General features: G+C 31.8%; 14 protein-coding genes. All 14 read left to right on the top strand.

Translation table 11 applies throughout. The features are described from left to right. Positions 1 to 51 precede the first annotated feature (51 nt). The 14 genes from cdaA to ilvB all read left to right on the top strand — a co-directional run bounded on the left by cdaA (position 52) and on the right by ilvB (position 17036). The gene (gene cdaA / locus Q5O44_RS12620; RefSeq protein WP_022168797.1) at positions 52 to 903 is read left to right on the top strand and encodes a diadenylate cyclase CdaA; all 852 of its coding nucleotides are present in this window, start codon (positions 52 to 54) and stop codon (positions 901 to 903) included. Beyond that, positions 873 to 2168: a YbbR-like domain-containing protein gene (locus tag Q5O44_RS12615; RefSeq protein WP_022168796.1), complete on the top strand. Its 1296-nt coding sequence runs from the start codon at positions 873 to 875 to the stop codon at positions 2166 to 2168. Before cdaA ends, Q5O44_RS12615 begins: the two co-directional genes overlap by 31 nt. A gap of 516 nt (positions 2169 to 2684) precedes the next feature. Continuing rightward, a complete protein-coding gene (locus Q5O44_RS12610) occupies positions 2685 to 4289 on the top strand; it encodes an NAD(P)/FAD-dependent oxidoreductase (protein WP_022168795.1) in 1605 nt (534 codons plus the stop codon). A 377-nt stretch (positions 4290 to 4666) separates the two neighbouring features. Further along, positions 4667 to 5602 carry a phosphate butyryltransferase gene (gene ptb, locus Q5O44_RS12605; RefSeq protein ID WP_291661712.1) on the top strand — a complete coding sequence of 312 codons (936 nt, stop codon included), beginning with the start codon at positions 4667 to 4669 and terminating at the stop codon, positions 5600 to 5602. A 21-nt stretch (positions 5603 to 5623) separates the two neighbouring features. Then, positions 5624 to 6694: a butyrate kinase gene (gene buk / locus Q5O44_RS12600; RefSeq protein WP_022168793.1), complete on the top strand. Its 1071-nt coding sequence runs from the start codon at positions 5624 to 5626 to the stop codon at positions 6692 to 6694. 255 nt (positions 6695 to 6949) lie between these two features. Continuing rightward, a complete protein-coding gene (locus Q5O44_RS12595) occupies positions 6950 to 7732 on the top strand; it encodes an AIM24 family protein (protein WP_022168792.1) in 783 nt (260 codons plus the stop codon). A gap of 74 nt (positions 7733 to 7806) precedes the next feature. After that, positions 7807 to 8109: a YerC/YecD family TrpR-related protein gene (locus tag Q5O44_RS12590; protein WP_022168791.1), complete on the top strand. Its 303-nt coding sequence runs from the start codon at positions 7807 to 7809 to the stop codon at positions 8107 to 8109. 121 nt (positions 8110 to 8230) lie between these two features. Further along, positions 8231 to 9574, top strand: a complete 1344-nt coding sequence (gene glmM / locus Q5O44_RS12585) for a phosphoglucosamine mutase (protein ID WP_022168790.1) — start codon at positions 8231 to 8233, stop codon at positions 9572 to 9574. A 435-nt stretch (positions 9575 to 10009) separates the two neighbouring features. After that, positions 10010 to 10522, top strand: coding sequence for an acetolactate synthase small subunit (ilvN, locus tag Q5O44_RS12580; RefSeq protein WP_022168789.1), 513 nt, complete (start codon positions 10010 to 10012; stop codon positions 10520 to 10522). 23 nt (positions 10523 to 10545) lie between these two features. Continuing rightward, positions 10546 to 11805, top strand: a complete 1260-nt coding sequence (gene leuC / locus Q5O44_RS12575) for a 3-isopropylmalate dehydratase large subunit (protein ID WP_022168788.1) — start codon at positions 10546 to 10548, stop codon at positions 11803 to 11805. A 16-nt stretch (positions 11806 to 11821) separates the two neighbouring features. Then, entirely contained in the window at positions 11822 to 12304 is a 483-nt protein-coding gene (gene leuD / locus Q5O44_RS12570; RefSeq protein ID WP_022168787.1) for a 3-isopropylmalate dehydratase small subunit, read from the top strand. A gap of 155 nt (positions 12305 to 12459) precedes the next feature. After that, a complete protein-coding gene (gene leuB / locus Q5O44_RS12565) occupies positions 12460 to 13539 on the top strand; it encodes a 3-isopropylmalate dehydrogenase (protein WP_022168786.1) in 1080 nt (359 codons plus the stop codon). 12 nt (positions 13540 to 13551) lie between these two features. Next, complete coding sequence (gene ilvD / locus Q5O44_RS12560; RefSeq protein WP_022168785.1) at positions 13552 to 15210, top strand: dihydroxy-acid dehydratase; 1659 nt, start codon at positions 13552 to 13554, stop codon at positions 15208 to 15210. 149 nt (positions 15211 to 15359) lie between these two features. Beyond that, complete coding sequence (gene ilvB, locus Q5O44_RS12555) at positions 15360 to 17036, top strand: biosynthetic-type acetolactate synthase large subunit (RefSeq protein WP_022168784.1); 1677 nt, start codon at positions 15360 to 15362, stop codon at positions 17034 to 17036. The last annotated feature ends 10 nt before the right edge of the window (positions 17037 to 17046 follow it).

The following is a 17046-nucleotide window of genomic DNA, read 5'->3' as shown; positions in this document are numbered from 1 at the left end:
AAGATAAGTTATAGTGTATAATTTAAATAGAAAAGTAATGGTGGTGAAGTTATGGAAGAGTTGGTTTCAATGATTGTAAATGCCTTAAGAAATATTTCAATAAGTGCATGTATAGATATAGTAGTTGTGGCTTTTATTTTTTATAAAGGATACTTTTTAATAAAAGAAACAAGAGCAGAACAATTATTAAAAGGAATTGCTTTAATTATAGTATTAATACCAATAAGTTATTTATTTAATTTATCAATGTTATATTACATATTAAATAAGACATTAGCTATAGGTGTCTTATCAGTGGTAATTATCTTTCAGCCTGAGATAAGAAGGGCATTGGAGCACCTTGGAAGAAGCGCTTTTGAAGATAAGCATGGCTTTGAAAATGAAGAACAGAGGAATAAAAATGTAAATGAAATAGTTGAAGCAGTTATTAATCTTGCAGAAACTAAAACAGGAGCATTAATTGCCATTGAACAAGGAACAGGACTTGGAGAGTTAATAGCATCAGGTACAGAGATAGACTCAAAAATATCAGCAAATCTTCTAGAGAATATATTTGTTGTTAATACACCATTACATGATGGTGCAACAATAATAGGAAAAGGAAGAATATTAGCATCAGGATGTGTGTTACCACTTACTAATCAAGATATAAATAAAAAGCTTGGTACAAGACATAGAGCGGCCATAGGATTATCTGAAATATCTGATGCCTTAGTGATAGTGGTTTCAGAGGAAACAGGAATAATTTCATTAGCCATCAACGGAAGGCTTACAAGAAATTATGATAGAGACAGATTGAAGATTATACTATTAAAAATAATGGAAGAAAGAGAAAATAAAAGAGTTAAAACTGCAAGCAAGAAGGTGAAGGGATGGATAGCTGGAAAACTAAGCAAAAAATAATAGTTCAAGTTGTATCGCTTTTTATATCCATTGGGTTATGGCTATATGTAACAAATACTGAAAATCCAATAAGGACTGTAGAAGTAAGCAAGGTTCCGGTACAGCTTTTAAATGCTAATGCTTTATCAGATCAGGGAATAGCATTAGTACCAAATCAAAATATTTATGTAGATTTAAAAGTTGAAGGGTATAGCCAGGATGTATATAAATTAAATAAGGATGATTTTTCAATTCAGATAGATTTAGATGAATATGCATTAAAAGTAGGTGATAATTCAATCCCCATAACCATAGTGGATACCCCATCAAATGTTACTGTGAAGAATACTTCTAATTTAGTTGTGACAGTAAAAATAGAAGAACTTATAGAAAAAGATTTTAAAGTTGAATCCAGAATAGATGTAGCAGCCAAAGTGAATTATTATGCTGCACAGCCTGAAATAGAGCCAGAAACAGTGACAGTATCTGGACCACATTCACTAGTGAGTCAAGTTAAGGAAGTTGTGGTATTAGGTCAAGAAGATAATGTTTCAGAAGATATAGTTAAAAATTATGAAGTTATACCTATAGATGATAGTGGATATACTGTAGAAGGTGTAAAACTTTCAACTGAAAGAGTGCAGGTTATTATAAAAGTAAACTCAGGAAAATCAGTACCTATTAAGGTGGGTACTACAGGTAGTGCCAATGATAATGTTAATATAACATCAATGGAATTATCACAGGATTATGTGGAAATAACAGGTCCTAAAGAGGTTTTAGACAGTATCAATGAAATATACACGGAAAATATTGATTTATCTATAATAACAAAAGACAGTAATAAGGAAGTTGCTTTAATTTTTCCAGATGGAATAGAAAAAGCAAGTATATCATATGTTACAGTAAGTATTGAAGTGGAAGAAACTAAGGAAAATGAAGAAAATGAAGTAACAAGAGTATTTGAAGTAGAGTACACCACAAGCGGTTTAGCAAGTGGTCTTAATATGACAGCTTCATCAAATAAAGTAAAGATTGTACTTAAAGGTAGTAAAAGCAAACTAGATTCTATAAGTATAGAAAATATAGTAGCTAGTATAGATTTATCTTCAATAACTGAAGCAGGGCAATACACAGAAACTCCAGCTGTTAATATTACAGGAGATGTTCAAGGTGTTGAAATAAGCAGTGTTGAAAGCGTAATAATAAATATAACTAAAGAAGAAATCAGCGAGGGTGTTTTTGATGAAACAACCACCGATGAGGAAAGCACTTTAGTGCCATAGTAGTTAATGATGAATTATGAATTATCAATTGATGTTATAAAAAGCCCCAAGGGGCTTTTTATTTTTTAATTAAAAAGTAAATGTTGCTACGCTCATTTACTTAGTTAAGTCGCCATAAATGACCGTAATTCAGTTAACCAGTGCATAACGCTACGCTAATGCACTTAATTAAATAGCCATAAATGGCTAAGTTAAGTCGTAAATATCGCTACGCTTATTTACTAGTTAAACTTTATATACAAGTATATAAAAAATTAAGGAGAGAATTTCTACGAAATTCTTTTAAATATATATTTTTAGAAACTCCCTTAGGAGTTTCATCCTTAATTCATCATTCATAATCCATAATTCATAATTAAAAAAGGAATTCTATAAAGGAATTTCCTTCTGAATTTTTAATTTTTCATTCCTTAACTAGCCGAAGACAACTTAACTAATTAACGTAGTGTTTAATTAATATGTGAGGTATGATAAAATAATCTAACATTAGGAAATAATAATTGAGAAGGTGATTATATGACTATAAGAGTAAATAATATAGTACTTAGCTTAGATGACGATATAAGTATATTAAAAAAGAAAGTTAGCAAAAAGTTAAGAATATCTATTGATGAGATAAAAAACTTTAAGATAATAAAGGAAAGCTTAGATGCTAGAAATAAAGATAATATAAGACTTACATATGCCATAGAATTAGAACATAAAAATGAAGAAAAGCTTGTGGAAAGATTACATGATAAGGATGTAAAAATAGATGCTACCAAATATGAACCAGATGTAGAACCAGGTAGTGAAAAACTTAATAATAGACCTGTAGTGGTGGGATTTGGCCCAGCAGGAATTTTTGCTGCTTTAATGTTAGCTGAAAAAGGTTATAAACCATTGGTGATAGAACGTGGAGAAGATGTGGATAAAAGAACTGAAACTGTGGATAGATTCTGGACAGAAGGAAAGTTAGATTTAGAATCTAATGTACAGTTTGGTGAAGGTGGAGCAGGAGCCTTTTCAGATGGAAAGCTTACTACAAGAATAAAAGATAAAAGATGTGATTATGTTTTAGCAGAGCTTGTTAAAGGTGGAGCTCCAGAAGAAATTACTTACATAGGAAAGCCACATGTTGGTACTGATATCTTAAAAGATGTTGTTAAGAACATAAGAAAGAAGATTATTCAGTTAGGTGGAGAAGTAAGATTTTCTTCTAAGCTTGAATACATAAATAAAGAAAATGGTAAGGTAAAAAGTATAATAGTAAATGGTGAAGAAATTTCTTGTGAAGCTGTCATATTAGCATTAGGACATAGTGCTAGAGATACTTATGAAATGCTTTATGAAGTAGGTCTTGAAATGGCACAAAAGGCTTTTGCCATCGGGGTAAGAATAGAGCATCCACAAGATCTTATCAATAAAAGTCAATATGGTAAGTTCCATAATCATCCTAAGTTGAAGGCAGCAGATTATAAGCTTACTTATCAATGTAAAGAAAGTAGAAGAGGAGTATATTCATTCTGTATGTGTCCAGGTGGAGTAGTAGTAGCGGCAGCATCAGAAGAGGGAAGAGTTGTTACTAATGGAATGAGTTATCATGCTAGAGACTTAGAAAATGCTAATTCAGCATTAGTTGTTCAAGTACATCCAGAAGATTTTGGTAGTGATCATGTTTTAGCAGGTGTAGAATTCCAAAGAAAGTATGAAGAGCTTGCTTATAAAGTAGGTGGGGCTAATTATAATGCACCTGTACAACTTGTAGGAGATTTTATGAAGGATAGAGCTTCTACTAAAATAGGTTCTGTAACACCAGGATATAAACCAGGATATAAACTTGTAGACATGAGAGAATGCCTGCCAGACTTCGTTGTTGAATCAATTAAAGAAGGTATAGTTAACTTTGATAGAAAAATTAAAGGGTATGGCATGGATGATGCAGTTCTTACAGGTGTGGAAACAAGAACGTCAGCACCTATAAGAATGCCAAGAAATGAAGATTTTGAAAGTGTTTCTATTGAAGGTGTTTATCCTTGTGGAGAAGGTGCAGGATTTGCAGGAGGAATTATTTCTGCAGCTGTAGATGGTATAAAGGTTGCCGAAAAAATCATAGGAAAATATGCAAGACTAGATAACTAGGAAAAATGACAATGAATCAATATACTTGATTCATTGTTTTTTTAACGCTTAGGAAAGTATAGAAATTTTAGCATAGGCAATACTAATAAATTAGCCATTTCTTATATACAATGTTACTAATGCGTTAAAAAGAAAATTATAGTGCCCCAAAAGAACCGTAAAAGAAAAATAATTAATTAAATTTTTGTAAGGACTTATTTTTCTTTTAGAACCTTTTGGTTGGCTAACAAAAGTTGCTTTCTTCGCTGAAGCTACGTCAGCCACTTTTGTACTGTTAAAAAATAGATAAAAGTTTTCTGAAAGTTTAGGAATTTATGATAAAGTTTGATAAAATATAAATGTAAAATATTATAAAAATTACCAAAAAATATAATAAAATGGATAAAGTAAAAGTTAAGAGGTGTATTATGAGTAAGAGCTTTGATGATTTATTAACAAAATTAAAAGGGATTCAAAGAAAAAAAGTGGCAGTAGCAGTAGCACAGGATGAACCAGTTTTAGAAGCTGTTAAAGAAGCAAATGATAGAGGAATAGCTGATGCAATATTAGTTGGAAATAAAGAAGAAATAACTTTAATTGCAAAGAACATAGGTATGGATTTAAATAAATTTGAAATAGTAAATATAGAAGATCCTAAGAAAGCAGCATTACATGCAGTTGAATTAGTATCCACAGGGCGAGCAGATATGCTTATGAAGGGATTATTAGATACTGCAACGTTTTTAAGAAGCGTATTAAATAAGGAAGTTGGGCTTAGAACAGGAAAGTTAATGTCTCATGTAGCTGTTTTTGAAATAGAAGGTATTGATAGATTAATTCTTTTAACAGATGCAGCATTTAACACTTATCCTGAATTAAAAGATAAAGCTCAAATAATTAGAAATTCAGTGGTTGTAGCAAAGGCATGTGGAATATCAACACCAAAGGTAGCTCCAATATGTGCAGTGGAAGTTGTAAATGAAAATATGCAAGCAACAGTAGATGCAGCACTATTATCAAAGATGAGCGATAGAGGGCAAATTAAAGGCTGTATAGTTGATGGACCTTTAGCATTAGATAATGCTTTATCAATTGAAGCAGCTGAACATAAGGGAATAAGCGGACCAGTTGCAGGAAATGCAGATATTTTATTATTACCTAATATTGAAACAGCTAATGTTATGTATAAAACATTAACTTATACTGCTAATACTAAAAACGGTGGAATATTGGTAGGTACATCAGCACCAGTAATTTTAACTTCAAGAGCCGATAGTTTTGAAACAAAGGTTAATTCTATAGCATTAGCTGCATTAGTAGCTGAAAACAAATAAGAATTATTGGGAGGTTTAAAAATGGCATTTAGATTATTAATAATAAATCCAGGTTCAACATCAACTAAGATTGGTGTTTATGAAGATGAAAAACAAATTTTTGAAAAGACTTTAAGGCATAGTGCAGAAGAAATAGGGCAATTTGAAACTATTTATTCACAAAAGGATTTTAGGAAAGAAGTAATCCTTAATGTTTTAAGAGAAAATAACTTTAATATAAACACATTAGATGCAGTAGTAGGAAGAGGAGGACTTTTAAAACCAATTCCAAGCGGTACTTATGAAGTAAACAAGGCTTTACTTGAAGATTTAAAGATAGGAGTTCAAGGACCTCATGCTTCAAATTTAGGTGGAATATTAGCACAAGAAATTGCAGAGCAAGCAGATGTAAGAGCTTTTATAGTTGATCCAGTGGTAGTTGATGAACTAAGCGATGTAGCAAGATTATCTGGAGTACCAGAATTAAGAAGAATAAGTATATTCCATGCATTAAATCAAAAAGCAGTTGCAAAAAGACTTGCAAAGGAAAGTGGCAAAAAATATGAAGACCTTAAGCTTGTAGTTACTCATATGGGTGGTGGTGTTTCTGTAGGTGCTCATAAATATGGAAAAGTCATCGATGTAAATAATACTTTAGATGGAGATGGTCCATTCTCACCAGAAAGAGCTGGAGGAGTACCTGCTGGAGAACTTATTAAAATGTGCTTCAGTGGAAAGTATAGTAAGGATGAAGTATATAAGAAAATAGTAGGAAAAGGTGGAGTAGTTGCTTATTTAGGAACCAATGATTTAAAATCTGTTATCGATAAGAAAAATGATGGAGATGAAAAATGTAAATTAGTTTATGATGCATTTATTTATCAAGTAGCTAAAGAAATAGGAGCCATGTCAACTGTATTAAAAGGTCAAGTTGATGCAATAATTTTAACTGGAGGAATAGCATATTCACCATTTGTAGTAGATGATTTGAAAAAAGCCATAGGTTGGATTGCACCAGTAAAAGTATATCCAGGAGAAGATGAGCTTTTAGCATTAGCACAAGGTGGAATTAGAGTATTAAGTGGGGAAGAAGAAGCAAAAGAATACAAATAAATTATTAACTTAGTTAATAATTAACTAAGTCAATGATGAATTATGAATGATGAGTGATGAATTAAGGATGAAACTCGAAGAGTTTCTAAAAATATATACCTTCTAAACTCTGTGAGTTTATTCCACAATTCATCATTCGTAATTCATCATTCATAATTAATTCAGGGTGCTTGAAAATTAGATTTTCAAGCTCTTTTTCTTTGAGGAAAGATTAAAATGAGGAAATGTGTCTATACTTAAGGAAGGGGTGGTTATATGAAGACAACTATTACTTCTAAAAGCAAGGCAGAAGTTATTTTTCAAAGTGTAGGAGATTCATTATTCCAAGTTTTACAATATAATAATATAGCTGGATATACAAGTTATAAAAGGTTTAAGCAAATAAAGGATATATATGCTAATAATGATTCGTTGAGGCAAATTAAAGTTATCTTAAAGAATAGTACTATAAAGATACAAAGTGAAATATTAAGCTATATGAAAGGTGATATTGAAATAAAGGATAAGAAGATTAAGTCCTCAAGCATCACCAGACGACTATTGGGCGTTGGAGAAAAGAGTGGAAAGATATCATTAAGCGGCACAGGAGAAGTGTATTTCAAGCCATCCTTTAAGTATTTTTCTTTAATTGAATTAGATGATGAAGAAATAGTAATTGATGAGGATATTTTTTATATATGTGAAGATTCTATTAAAATTAATATTGAAGATGGGGAAAATTTATTAGATAAAGATAAATTACAAATAAAGCTTAGAGGAAGTGGAATTGTTATTTTGCTTATGCAAGTTCCTGAAGATGAGATAATAAGATGTAAATTATTTAATGATAAGCTTATAGTAGATGGAGAGTTTGCTGTGTTAAGGAGTGGCTCTATCGATGTATCTATTGAATCAATTAATAATAATTTTAACCATTCAGATATAAGTGAAAAAGAATATCTACATGTTTATGAAGGTATTGGAGAAGTATGGATATTGCCAACTTTAAGCTGTTATGAGGACTTTTCAGAAGATATTAATGAAAAGCAAGAGCAATAAAATTCTATTACTTCACTTTATCGAGCTAAAGTGATAAAATTGTATTGAAAAAAGCTTATTTAGGAGTGAAAGTAATGAGTCTTAAAAATACAGATTTTAAAAAAGAATTAGATATATTATTTAAAGCTATCTTAAAGCTAGAAAATGAAGATGAATGTTATAGATTTTTTGAAGATATAGCAACAATTAATGAATTAAAATCATTAGCACAAAGAATGCAGGTTGCAAAGATGTTAAAGGAAAAGAAAGTATATACTGAAATAGCAGAAGCTACTGGTGCTAGTACAGCAACTATAAGCAGGGTTAATAAGTGTTTAAATTATGGTGAGGAAGGTTATAATCTAGTACTAAATAGACTTTACCCAGAAAGCAAGTAGTTAGATTCTTGTAAAAAAATTGCAAAGGATATATACTATAATAGTTACAATAATGTTTGTAGTAGAAATTGCTATTTACTAGTGTAGTATATTAATAGATAAAAGAAATAGAGGTATTTGTATGAGTAGAATATTTGGTACAGATGGTGTTAGAGGTATAGCTAATACTGAATTAACATCTGAATTAGCATATAATTTAGGTAGAGCAGGGGCTTTTGTATTAACAGAAGGAACTCATAAACCAAAAATATTAGTAGCAAAAGATACAAGAATATCAGGAGATATGTTAGAAGCGGCACTAGTAGCCGGAATTCTTTCAGTTGGAGCTGAAGCTGTAATGATAGGTGTAGTTCCAACACCAGCAGTTGCATATTTAACTAGAGAGTATAATGCAGATGCAGGAGTAATGATTTCAGCTTCTCATAATCCTGTAGAATATAATGGTATAAAGTTCTTTGATAATAGAGGGTATAAGTTATCAGATGAATTAGAAGATAAGATACAAAAAACAATAGAAGATGGATTTGTAGGGGTACCTAGTCCAATAGGAAAAGATTTAGGAAAATGTCACTTTGAAGCAGATGGCATAAATAAATATATGGAGCATGCTAAATCAACTATAGCAACTGAACTTACAGGATTAAAAGTTGCTTTAGATTGTGCTAATGGAGCAGCTTATGAAGTTGCAGTAAACGCTTTTAAAAGCTTAGGTGCAGAAGTTCATGTGATTAATAATACTCCAGATGGAACAAATATTAATGAAAATTGTGGATCTACCCATCCAGAAGCTTTAATGGAATATGTAGTTAGAGAAAAATGTGACGTAGGATTTGCTTTTGATGGAGATGCAGATAGATGCTTAGCAGTAGATGAAAAAGGAAATCTTATTAATGGAGATTTCATTTTAACTATTTGTGCAAAGGCATTAAAAGAAAAGGGGCAATTAAAGGATGATACTTTAGTTGTTACAGTAATGAGTAATTTAGGTTTAGATATTGCTTGTAAGGCAGAAGAAATAAGAACATTCAAAACTAAGGTTGGAGATAGATATGTTCTTGAAGAAATGTTAAAGGACGGATATGTTCTTGGAGGAGAGCAATCTGGACATATCATATTCTTAAATCATAATACTACTGGTGATGGACTAGTTACAGCATTAAAAGTTGCAGAAGTTATTAAAGAAAAAAATAAGACTTTAAGTGAACTTGCTAGTATAATGAAGGAACTTCCACAAGTATTAGTAAATGCAAAAGTACCTAATCATAAGAAAAATATATACTTAGAAGATGAAGAGGTAGTAGAAGCAATAAAAGCAGTTGAAGATAAACTAAATGGAGTAGGAAGAGTGCTTATAAGACCTTCTGGAACAGAACCACTAGTTAGAGTTATGCTTGAAGGTGAAAATCAAGAAGAAATTAATGAAATGGCTCATAGCATAGTTAATTTAATATTAAGTAAAATATAAAAAAATTAAAAAAGTGAAAGTAGAATTTTCTACTTTCACTTTTTTTCTACATATAAATAGAATTAGTACTATTTTTAATAATAAATATCAAAAATAGTAGAAAGATGTATTTATAAAATAATAATAAAATGTGAAAATGATTATTAATAAAATAAAATCTGATATATTGAGGTAATAAAATACTAAAATATATATGACATTTTTAATGAATTATTAATGTTATTAAAAGCTTTTTGTTAGATATTAATAAAATGAAAAAAAAATCTATTATTATTGACTTTCATATATAAAAAAGAGTAAAATCTTTACAATGCAGTAAAAACAATACAAAAACTTGCGATGGTGTAAGTTATAAATTTAGTATAATAATTCACCATTATAATTCTGTTATAATGGTGTTTTTTTATGGTATTAGCTATGATTTGGGGGTGTATCATGGAGAAACATATACTTTCAGTACTAGTTAGGAATTCTTCAGGTGTATTGACTAGAGTTTCAGGACTTTTTTCAAGAAGAGGTTTTAATATTGATAGCCTTACTGTAGGGCGGACTGAAGAAGAAGATATATCAAGAATGACTATAGTAATAGCAGGTGATATGGAAGTAGTAGAACAGGTTATAAAACAGTTAAACAAATTAGAAGATATTATAAATATTCAAGAGCTTATATCAGATAATTCAGTTTATAGAGAGTTGGTATTAATCAAGGTAAAGGCTGATGCTGAAAAGAGAGCTGAAATAAATGAAGTTGTAAAAATATTTAGAAGTAAAATAGTAGATGTTTCACAAAGTACATTAACCGTTGAACTTACTGGTGATGAAAGCAAAATTAATGCTTTAATAAGACTTTTAAATGAATATGGCATAAAAGAAGTGGTGCGAACAGGAATATGTGGTTTAGAAAGAGGAGAAAAATCTATTAAAGAAAAAGATAGATTATTTTCTTAAGAAATAAAGAAGGGGGCAATAATATGGCAATGACCATGACACAAAAAATTTTAGCTAAGCATGCAGGGCTAGAAAGTGTTAGAAGTGGACAACTTATTGAAGCTGAATTAGATATGATTTTAGGCAATGATATAACTTCACCTGTAGCTATTAATGAGTTTAAAAAGTTAGGCATAGATAAGGTTTTTAATAGAGATAAAATTTCCATTGTGCCAGATCATTTTACACCAAATAAGGATATTAAGGCAGCAGAGCAATGCAAAGTGGTTAGAGAATTTGTAAAGAGTAAAAAGATTAGTAATTATTTTGAAGTTGGACAGATGGGCATAGAACATTGTTTATTGCCGGAGAAAGGTCTTGTGGTTGCAGGGGATGTAGTTATAGGGGCTGATTCACATACTTGCACATATGGGGCATTAGGTGCTTTTTCAACGGGAATAGGTTCAACAGATATGGCAGCGGGAATGGCCACAGGAAAATGTTGGTTTAAGGTTCCATCAGCTATTAAGTTTATACTTAATGGCAAGCCAAGAAAATGGGTAAGTGGAAAAGATATCATACTTCATATAATTGGGGAAATAGGAGTAGATGGAGCATTATATAAATCTATGGAATTTGTAGGCGAGGGAATTAGATACCTATCAATGGATGATAGATTTACTATATGTAATATGGCTATAGAAGCTGGAGGGAAAAATGGAATATTTCCAGTAGATGAAAAGACCATAGAATATATGAAAGAACACTCTAAAAAAGAGTGGACAGAGTTTAATGCAGATGAAGATGCTGAATATGAAGCAGTTTATCAAATTGATTTATCAAAGATAAGGCCAACAGTAGCATTTCCACATTTACCAGATAACACAAGGACTATTGATGAAATTGGGGAAGTAAAAATAGACCAAGTTGTTATTGGTTCATGTACTAATGGAAGACTTTCAGATTTAAGGATAGCAGCAGAGATATTAAGGGGCAAAAAGGTTCATGAGGATATAAGATGCATTATTATTCCAGGAACACAGAAAATATATCTAGAAGCTATGAATGAAGGTCTTATAAAAGATTTTATAGAAGCAGGTGCTGTAGTTTCTACGCCAACTTGTGGCCCATGTCTAGGGGGACATATGGGAATATTGGCAAAGGGAGAAAGGGCAGTATCAACAACTAATAGAAATTTCGTCGGAAGAATGGGGCATGTGGAATCTGAGGTATACTTAGCAAGTCCAGCGGTTGCAGCAGCTTCAGCAATAAGTGGTAAGATAGCAAATCCAGAATTGTTATAAAAATGGGGGTTATTAAATGAAAGCAAGAGGCAGAGTTTTTAAATATGGGGACAATGTAGATACAGATGTAATAATACCAGCAAGGTATTTAAATACAGCGGATCCTAAAGAGTTGGCAATCCACTGTATGGAAGATATAGATAAAAATTTTGCAAAGAAAGTTAATAATGGGGATATAATCGTTGCAAAAAAGAATTTTGGTTGTGGTTCATCAAGAGAACATGCACCGCTAGCTATAAAGTCAAGTGGAATAAGCTGTGTAATAGCATCTACCTTTGCTAGGATATTTTTTAGAAATTCAATAAATATAGGATTACCTATTATTGAGTGTGATGAAGCGGCAAAAGCTATAGAAGACGGGGATGAATTAGAAATAGATTTTAACAGTGGAATCATAAAAAATATCACTAAAAATGAAAATTACAAAGGAGAACCTTTCCCAGAATTTATGCAAAATATTATCAATAGCAATGGACTTATTAATTACATCAAGAATTAATAATTATGAACTATTATGAATGATGAATGATGAATTATGAATTTTGGAATAAACTCACAGAGTTTAAAAAAATATTTCTTCAGAAACTCTTCGAGTTTCATCATTAATTCATCATTCATCACTTATCATTCATCATTAACAAAGGGGGCGCTTTTATGAATTATACAATAGCAGCAATACCAGGAGATGGTATAGGACCAGAAGTTGTTAGGGAGGCTGCACTTATATTACAGAAAATTGGAGAAGAATTTAATCATAAATTTCAAATAAAATATGCTTTAGCAGGAGGCTGTGCAATTGATGAAGTAGGAGTTCCTTTGCCAGATGAAACTTTAAAGCTTTGTGAAAGTAGTGATGCAGTGTTACTTGGTGCTGTAGGAGGATATAAATGGGATAATACTACTGCTAAAGTAAGACCAGAACAAGCTTTACTTGGTTTAAGGGAAGGATTGAACCTTTACTGCAATTTAAGACCTGCTCTTCTTTATAAGCCATTAAGAGATGCATCTCCACTTAAAGAAGAAGTGATTAAGGATGGAATAGATATAGCTGTAGTAAGAGAGCTTACTGGAGGAATTTATTTTGGTAGACGAGGAAGAATGGTTGAAGATGGTGTAGAAGCTGCTTTCGATACAGAAAAGTATAATAAAGAAGAAGTAAGAAGAATTGCTAAAATTGCTTTTGAAACTGCTATGAAGAGAAATAAGAAGGTAACTAGTGTAGATAAGGCAAATGTTTTAGAAAGTTCAAGGCTATGGAGGGAAACAGTAATTGAAGTTTCTAAAGAATATGAGGAAGTAAAACTAAATCATATGTATATAGATAATGCATCAATGCAACTTGTGAGAAATCCAGCACAATTTGATGTGATAGTTACTTCAAATATGTTTGGTGATATCTTATCAGATGAAGCTTCCATGATAACAGGGTCTATAGGAATGTTGCCATCAGCATCTTTAGGAGAGGGCAAGTTAGGAATGTATGAACCTATTCATGGTTCAGCACCAGATATTGCAGGAATGGATATAGCTAATCCTTTAGCAACAATATTATCAGTAGCTATGATGCTTAGATATAGTTTCAATTTAGAAGAAGAAGCTAAGGCAATTGAAAATGCTGTAGTTAAAGTACTAGAAGATGGTTATAGTACTAAAGATATTTATAGTGAAGGTACAACTCTTGTTGGTACAAGAAAAATGGGACAACTAGTTATTGAAAGATTAAGCAAGGTATAGAGGTGAATGTAAATGAGAAGCGATATGGTTAAAAAGGGTATAGGAAGAGCACCACATAGAGCTCTTTTTAAAGCAATAGGGTTAAGTGACGAAGAGTTAGAAAGACCCCTTATAGGAATAGTAACATCACAAAATGATATAATACCTGGACATATTAATTTAGACAAGATTGTTGAAGCAACTAAAAAGGGTGTACTTATCAGTGGAGGAACTCCATTAGTATTTCCAACCATAGGAGTATGTGATGGAATAGCTATGGGTCACGAAGGTATGAAGTATTCATTAGCTACAAGAGAATTAATAGCAGATAGTGTTGAATGTATGGTGAAAGCTCATGGTTTTGATGCTTTAGTATTTATTCCTAATTGCGATAAGATTGTACCAGGAATGATAATGGCTGCATTAAGGCTTAATATACCTTCAGTATTTGTTAGTGGAGGACCAATGTTAGCAGGTAAATATAACGGCGAGGCAGTATCATTATCAACACTATTTGAAGCAGTAGGTTCTGTGGAAAGTGGGAAAATGACTAAAGAAGAGTTAAAAGAGTTGGAATGTAAGTCATGTCCAACATGTGGTTCATGTTCAGGAATGTTTACAGCTAATTCAATGAATTGCCTTACAGAAGTTCTAGGATTAGGGCTTCCAGGCAATGGAACTATTCCAGCAGTTTATTCAGAAAGGATAATACTTGCTAAACATGCTGGAATGGCAGTTATGAATTTATTAAAAAATGATATAAAACCAAGAGATATAGTAAATGAAAAGTCTATTAGAAATGCACTTACTGTAGATATGGCTTTAGGATGTTCAACAAATAGCGTATTACATTTAACAGCTATAGCAAATGAAGCAAAACTAGAAATGAATTTAGATATTATAAATGAAATGTCATCAAAGGTGCCAAATCTTTGTAAGTTAGCACCAGCATCAAATATTCATATTCAAGATTTATATGAAGCAGGTGGAATATCTGCAGTTATTAATGAATTAAGTAAAAAAGATTTAATAGATTTAGAGTGCATTACAGCTACAGGTAATACCATAGGCGAAAATATTAAAGATAAAAAAGTATTAAATTATGATGTTATAAAGCATGTGGAAAAGCCATATAGCAAAACAGGTGGTATAGCTGTACTAAGAGGAAATTTAGCAGTAGATGGAGCTGTAGTAAAGAGATCAGCAGTACTTCCTGAAATGTTAGTTCATGAAGGACCAGCTAAAGTATTTAATTCAGAAGAGGAAGCTGTAGAAGCTATATTTAATAATAAGATAGTGGCAGGAGATGTTATTGTAATAAGATATGAAGGTCCAAAAGGTGGTCCTGGTATGAGAGAAATGCTTTCACCAACATCTGCTATATCAGGAATGGGGCTTGATAAATCAGTTGCACTTATTACAGATGGAAGGTTTAGTGGAGCCACAAGGGGAGCATCAATAGGACATGTATCTCCAGAAGCAGCAGAAGGTGGAGTAATTGCTTTAGTAGAAGATGGCGACATAATTTCCATAGATATAAATAATGGTAAGCTAGAATTATTAGTTGATAAAGAGGTATTAGAAGAAAGAAAGAAGAATCTTGTAAAAGTTGAACCTAAAATTAAGGAAGGATATCTTGCAAGATATGCTAAGCTAATAAGTTCAGCCAGCACAGGAGCAGTTTATAAATAATGATGAATGACAAGTGATGAATGATGAATTGAGGAATAAACTCCTTTAAAGGAGTTTAGAAATATATTTTCAGAAACTCTTCGAGTTTCATCATTAATTCATAATTCGTAATTCATCATTCATCATTAACTAAAGGGGGGGCGATTTATGTGTTATTGACTGGTGCTGAAATTTTGGTGAATTCGCTGATAGATAATGGCGTTGATACTGTATTCGGTTATCCAGGTGGGGCAGTTTTAAATATATATGACGCATTATTTAAGAAAAGCGATAAAATAAGGCATATTTTAACTTGTCATGAACAAGGTGCAGCTCATGCAGCTGATGGATATGCCAGGTCAACAGGTAAAGTTGGTGTATGTATAGCAACCTCAGGGCCAGGAGCAACAAATTTGGTTACAGGAATTGCTACAGCTTATATGGATTCAACGCCTATGGTTGCAATTACAGGTAATGTTACAAGGCCTTTACTTGGAAAAGATAGTTTTCAAGAAGTAGATATCACAGGCATTACAATGCCTATAACTAAGCATAATTATATAGTTAAAGATATAAAGGAACTACAAAAAATAGTTAATGAAGCTTTTTATATTGCTTCATCAGGACGTCCAGGTCCAGTACTTATTGATATTCCTAAGGATATAACAGCAGAAAAGTATAATTATACAAAGATGGAGCCTAAGAAAAGAGAAAAAAGCTTACAAACCATAAATATAAGTTCTCTAGAAGACTTTGTAGAATTTATCAATGAAAGTGAAAATCCTTTTATTTATGCAGGTGGAGGTATATTAAGTTCCAATGCAGAAAAGGAAGTTTTAGCTTTGGCAGAAAAAATAAATGCACCAGTGGCAACTAGTCTTATGGGTATAGGATCTATTCCTAATGATCATAGATTATATACAGGAATGATTGGAATGCATGGTACTAAAGCTTCAAATCTCTTGGCTACCAGTTGTGATTTGATTATTGCTTTAGGAGCAAGATTTAGTGATAGAGTAATAAGTCATAAAAATCATGTAAAGAATGCTAGAGTAATTCAAATAGATATAGATCCTGCAGAGATAAATAAAAACGTTAAAGTAGATTCCTATATCATAGGTGATATAAAGGAAGTTCTAAATAAATTAATTCCAATGATAAATGAAAAAGAAAATATAGCATGGATAAATAAAATGAATGAGCTTAAAGCATTAAATAATAAGGAAGTAGTTAAAGAAGGAATCCTTACACCAGAATATTTATTTACTTTATTAAATAAAATGGATAAGGGTAATTTTATTATCACCACAGAAGTTGGACAACATCAGATGTGGACAGCTCAAAATTATAAATTCTATAAGCCAAGGACATTTATAAGTTCAGGCGGCCTTGGAACTATGGGATTTGGAATGGGTGCATCCATTGGTGCACAAGTGGCAAATCCTAAGGCTGTAGTATTTAATATTGCTGGAGATGGTAGCTTTGGCATGGATTGTAATGAATTTGCCACAGCAGTTAATTTTAAGATTCCTGTAAAAGTAATAGTGATGAATAATAATGCTTTAGGAATGGTTAGACAATGGCAAAGCTTATTTTATGAATGTAGATATGCTGAAACAACATTAAATAGAGCAACTGATTTTGTGAAATTGGCAGAAGCTTTTGGCGGAACTGGTTTTAGGGTAGAAAAGCCAGAAGAGTTACAGGAGGTACTAGAAAAGGCATTAGCCACTGATGGGCCTGTAATTATAGATTACAAAATTGATAGTGATGATATGGTGTTCCCGATGGTTGCACCGGGGGCGCCAATAAATAAAATTATCAGTAAAGAAGATATTAAATTATAAATTGGAGGGT

This window comes from Clostridium sp. CAG:221, assembly GCA_000435835.1.
In the GTDB taxonomy this organism is placed as follows: Bacteria; Bacillota; Clostridia; order Clostridiales; family Clostridiaceae; genus Clostridium.
The sequence above is the reverse complement of the archived record's forward strand: the minus strand, read 5'-3'. Positions and strand labels throughout refer to the sequence as shown.

Coding starts and splice junctions, on each gene's coding strand:
- cdaA (WP_022168797.1), top strand. CDS start 52: ATGGAAGAGTTGGTTTCAATGATTGTAAATGCCTTAAGAAATATTTCA.
- Q5O44_RS12615 (WP_022168796.1), top strand. CDS start 873: ATGGATAGCTGGAAAACTAAGCAAAAAATAATAGTTCAAGTTGTATCG.
- Q5O44_RS12610 (WP_022168795.1), top strand. CDS start 2,685: ATGACTATAAGAGTAAATAATATAGTACTTAGCTTAGATGACGATATA.
- ptb (WP_291661712.1), top strand. CDS start 4,667: ATGGATAAAGTAAAAGTTAAGAGGTGTATTATGAGTAAGAGCTTTGAT.
- buk (WP_022168793.1), top strand. CDS start 5,624: ATGGCATTTAGATTATTAATAATAAATCCAGGTTCAACATCAACTAAG.
- Q5O44_RS12595 (WP_022168792.1), top strand. CDS start 6,950: ATGAAGACAACTATTACTTCTAAAAGCAAGGCAGAAGTTATTTTTCAA.
- Q5O44_RS12590 (WP_022168791.1), top strand. CDS start 7,807: ATGAGTCTTAAAAATACAGATTTTAAAAAAGAATTAGATATATTATTT.
- glmM (WP_022168790.1), top strand. CDS start 8,231: ATGAGTAGAATATTTGGTACAGATGGTGTTAGAGGTATAGCTAATACT.
- ilvN (WP_022168789.1), top strand. CDS start 10,010: ATGGAGAAACATATACTTTCAGTACTAGTTAGGAATTCTTCAGGTGTA.
- leuC (WP_022168788.1), top strand. CDS start 10,546: ATGGCAATGACCATGACACAAAAAATTTTAGCTAAGCATGCAGGGCTA.
- leuD (WP_022168787.1), top strand. CDS start 11,822: ATGAAAGCAAGAGGCAGAGTTTTTAAATATGGGGACAATGTAGATACA.
- leuB (WP_022168786.1), top strand. CDS start 12,460: ATGAATTATACAATAGCAGCAATACCAGGAGATGGTATAGGACCAGAA.
- ilvD (WP_022168785.1), top strand. CDS start 13,552: ATGAGAAGCGATATGGTTAAAAAGGGTATAGGAAGAGCACCACATAGA.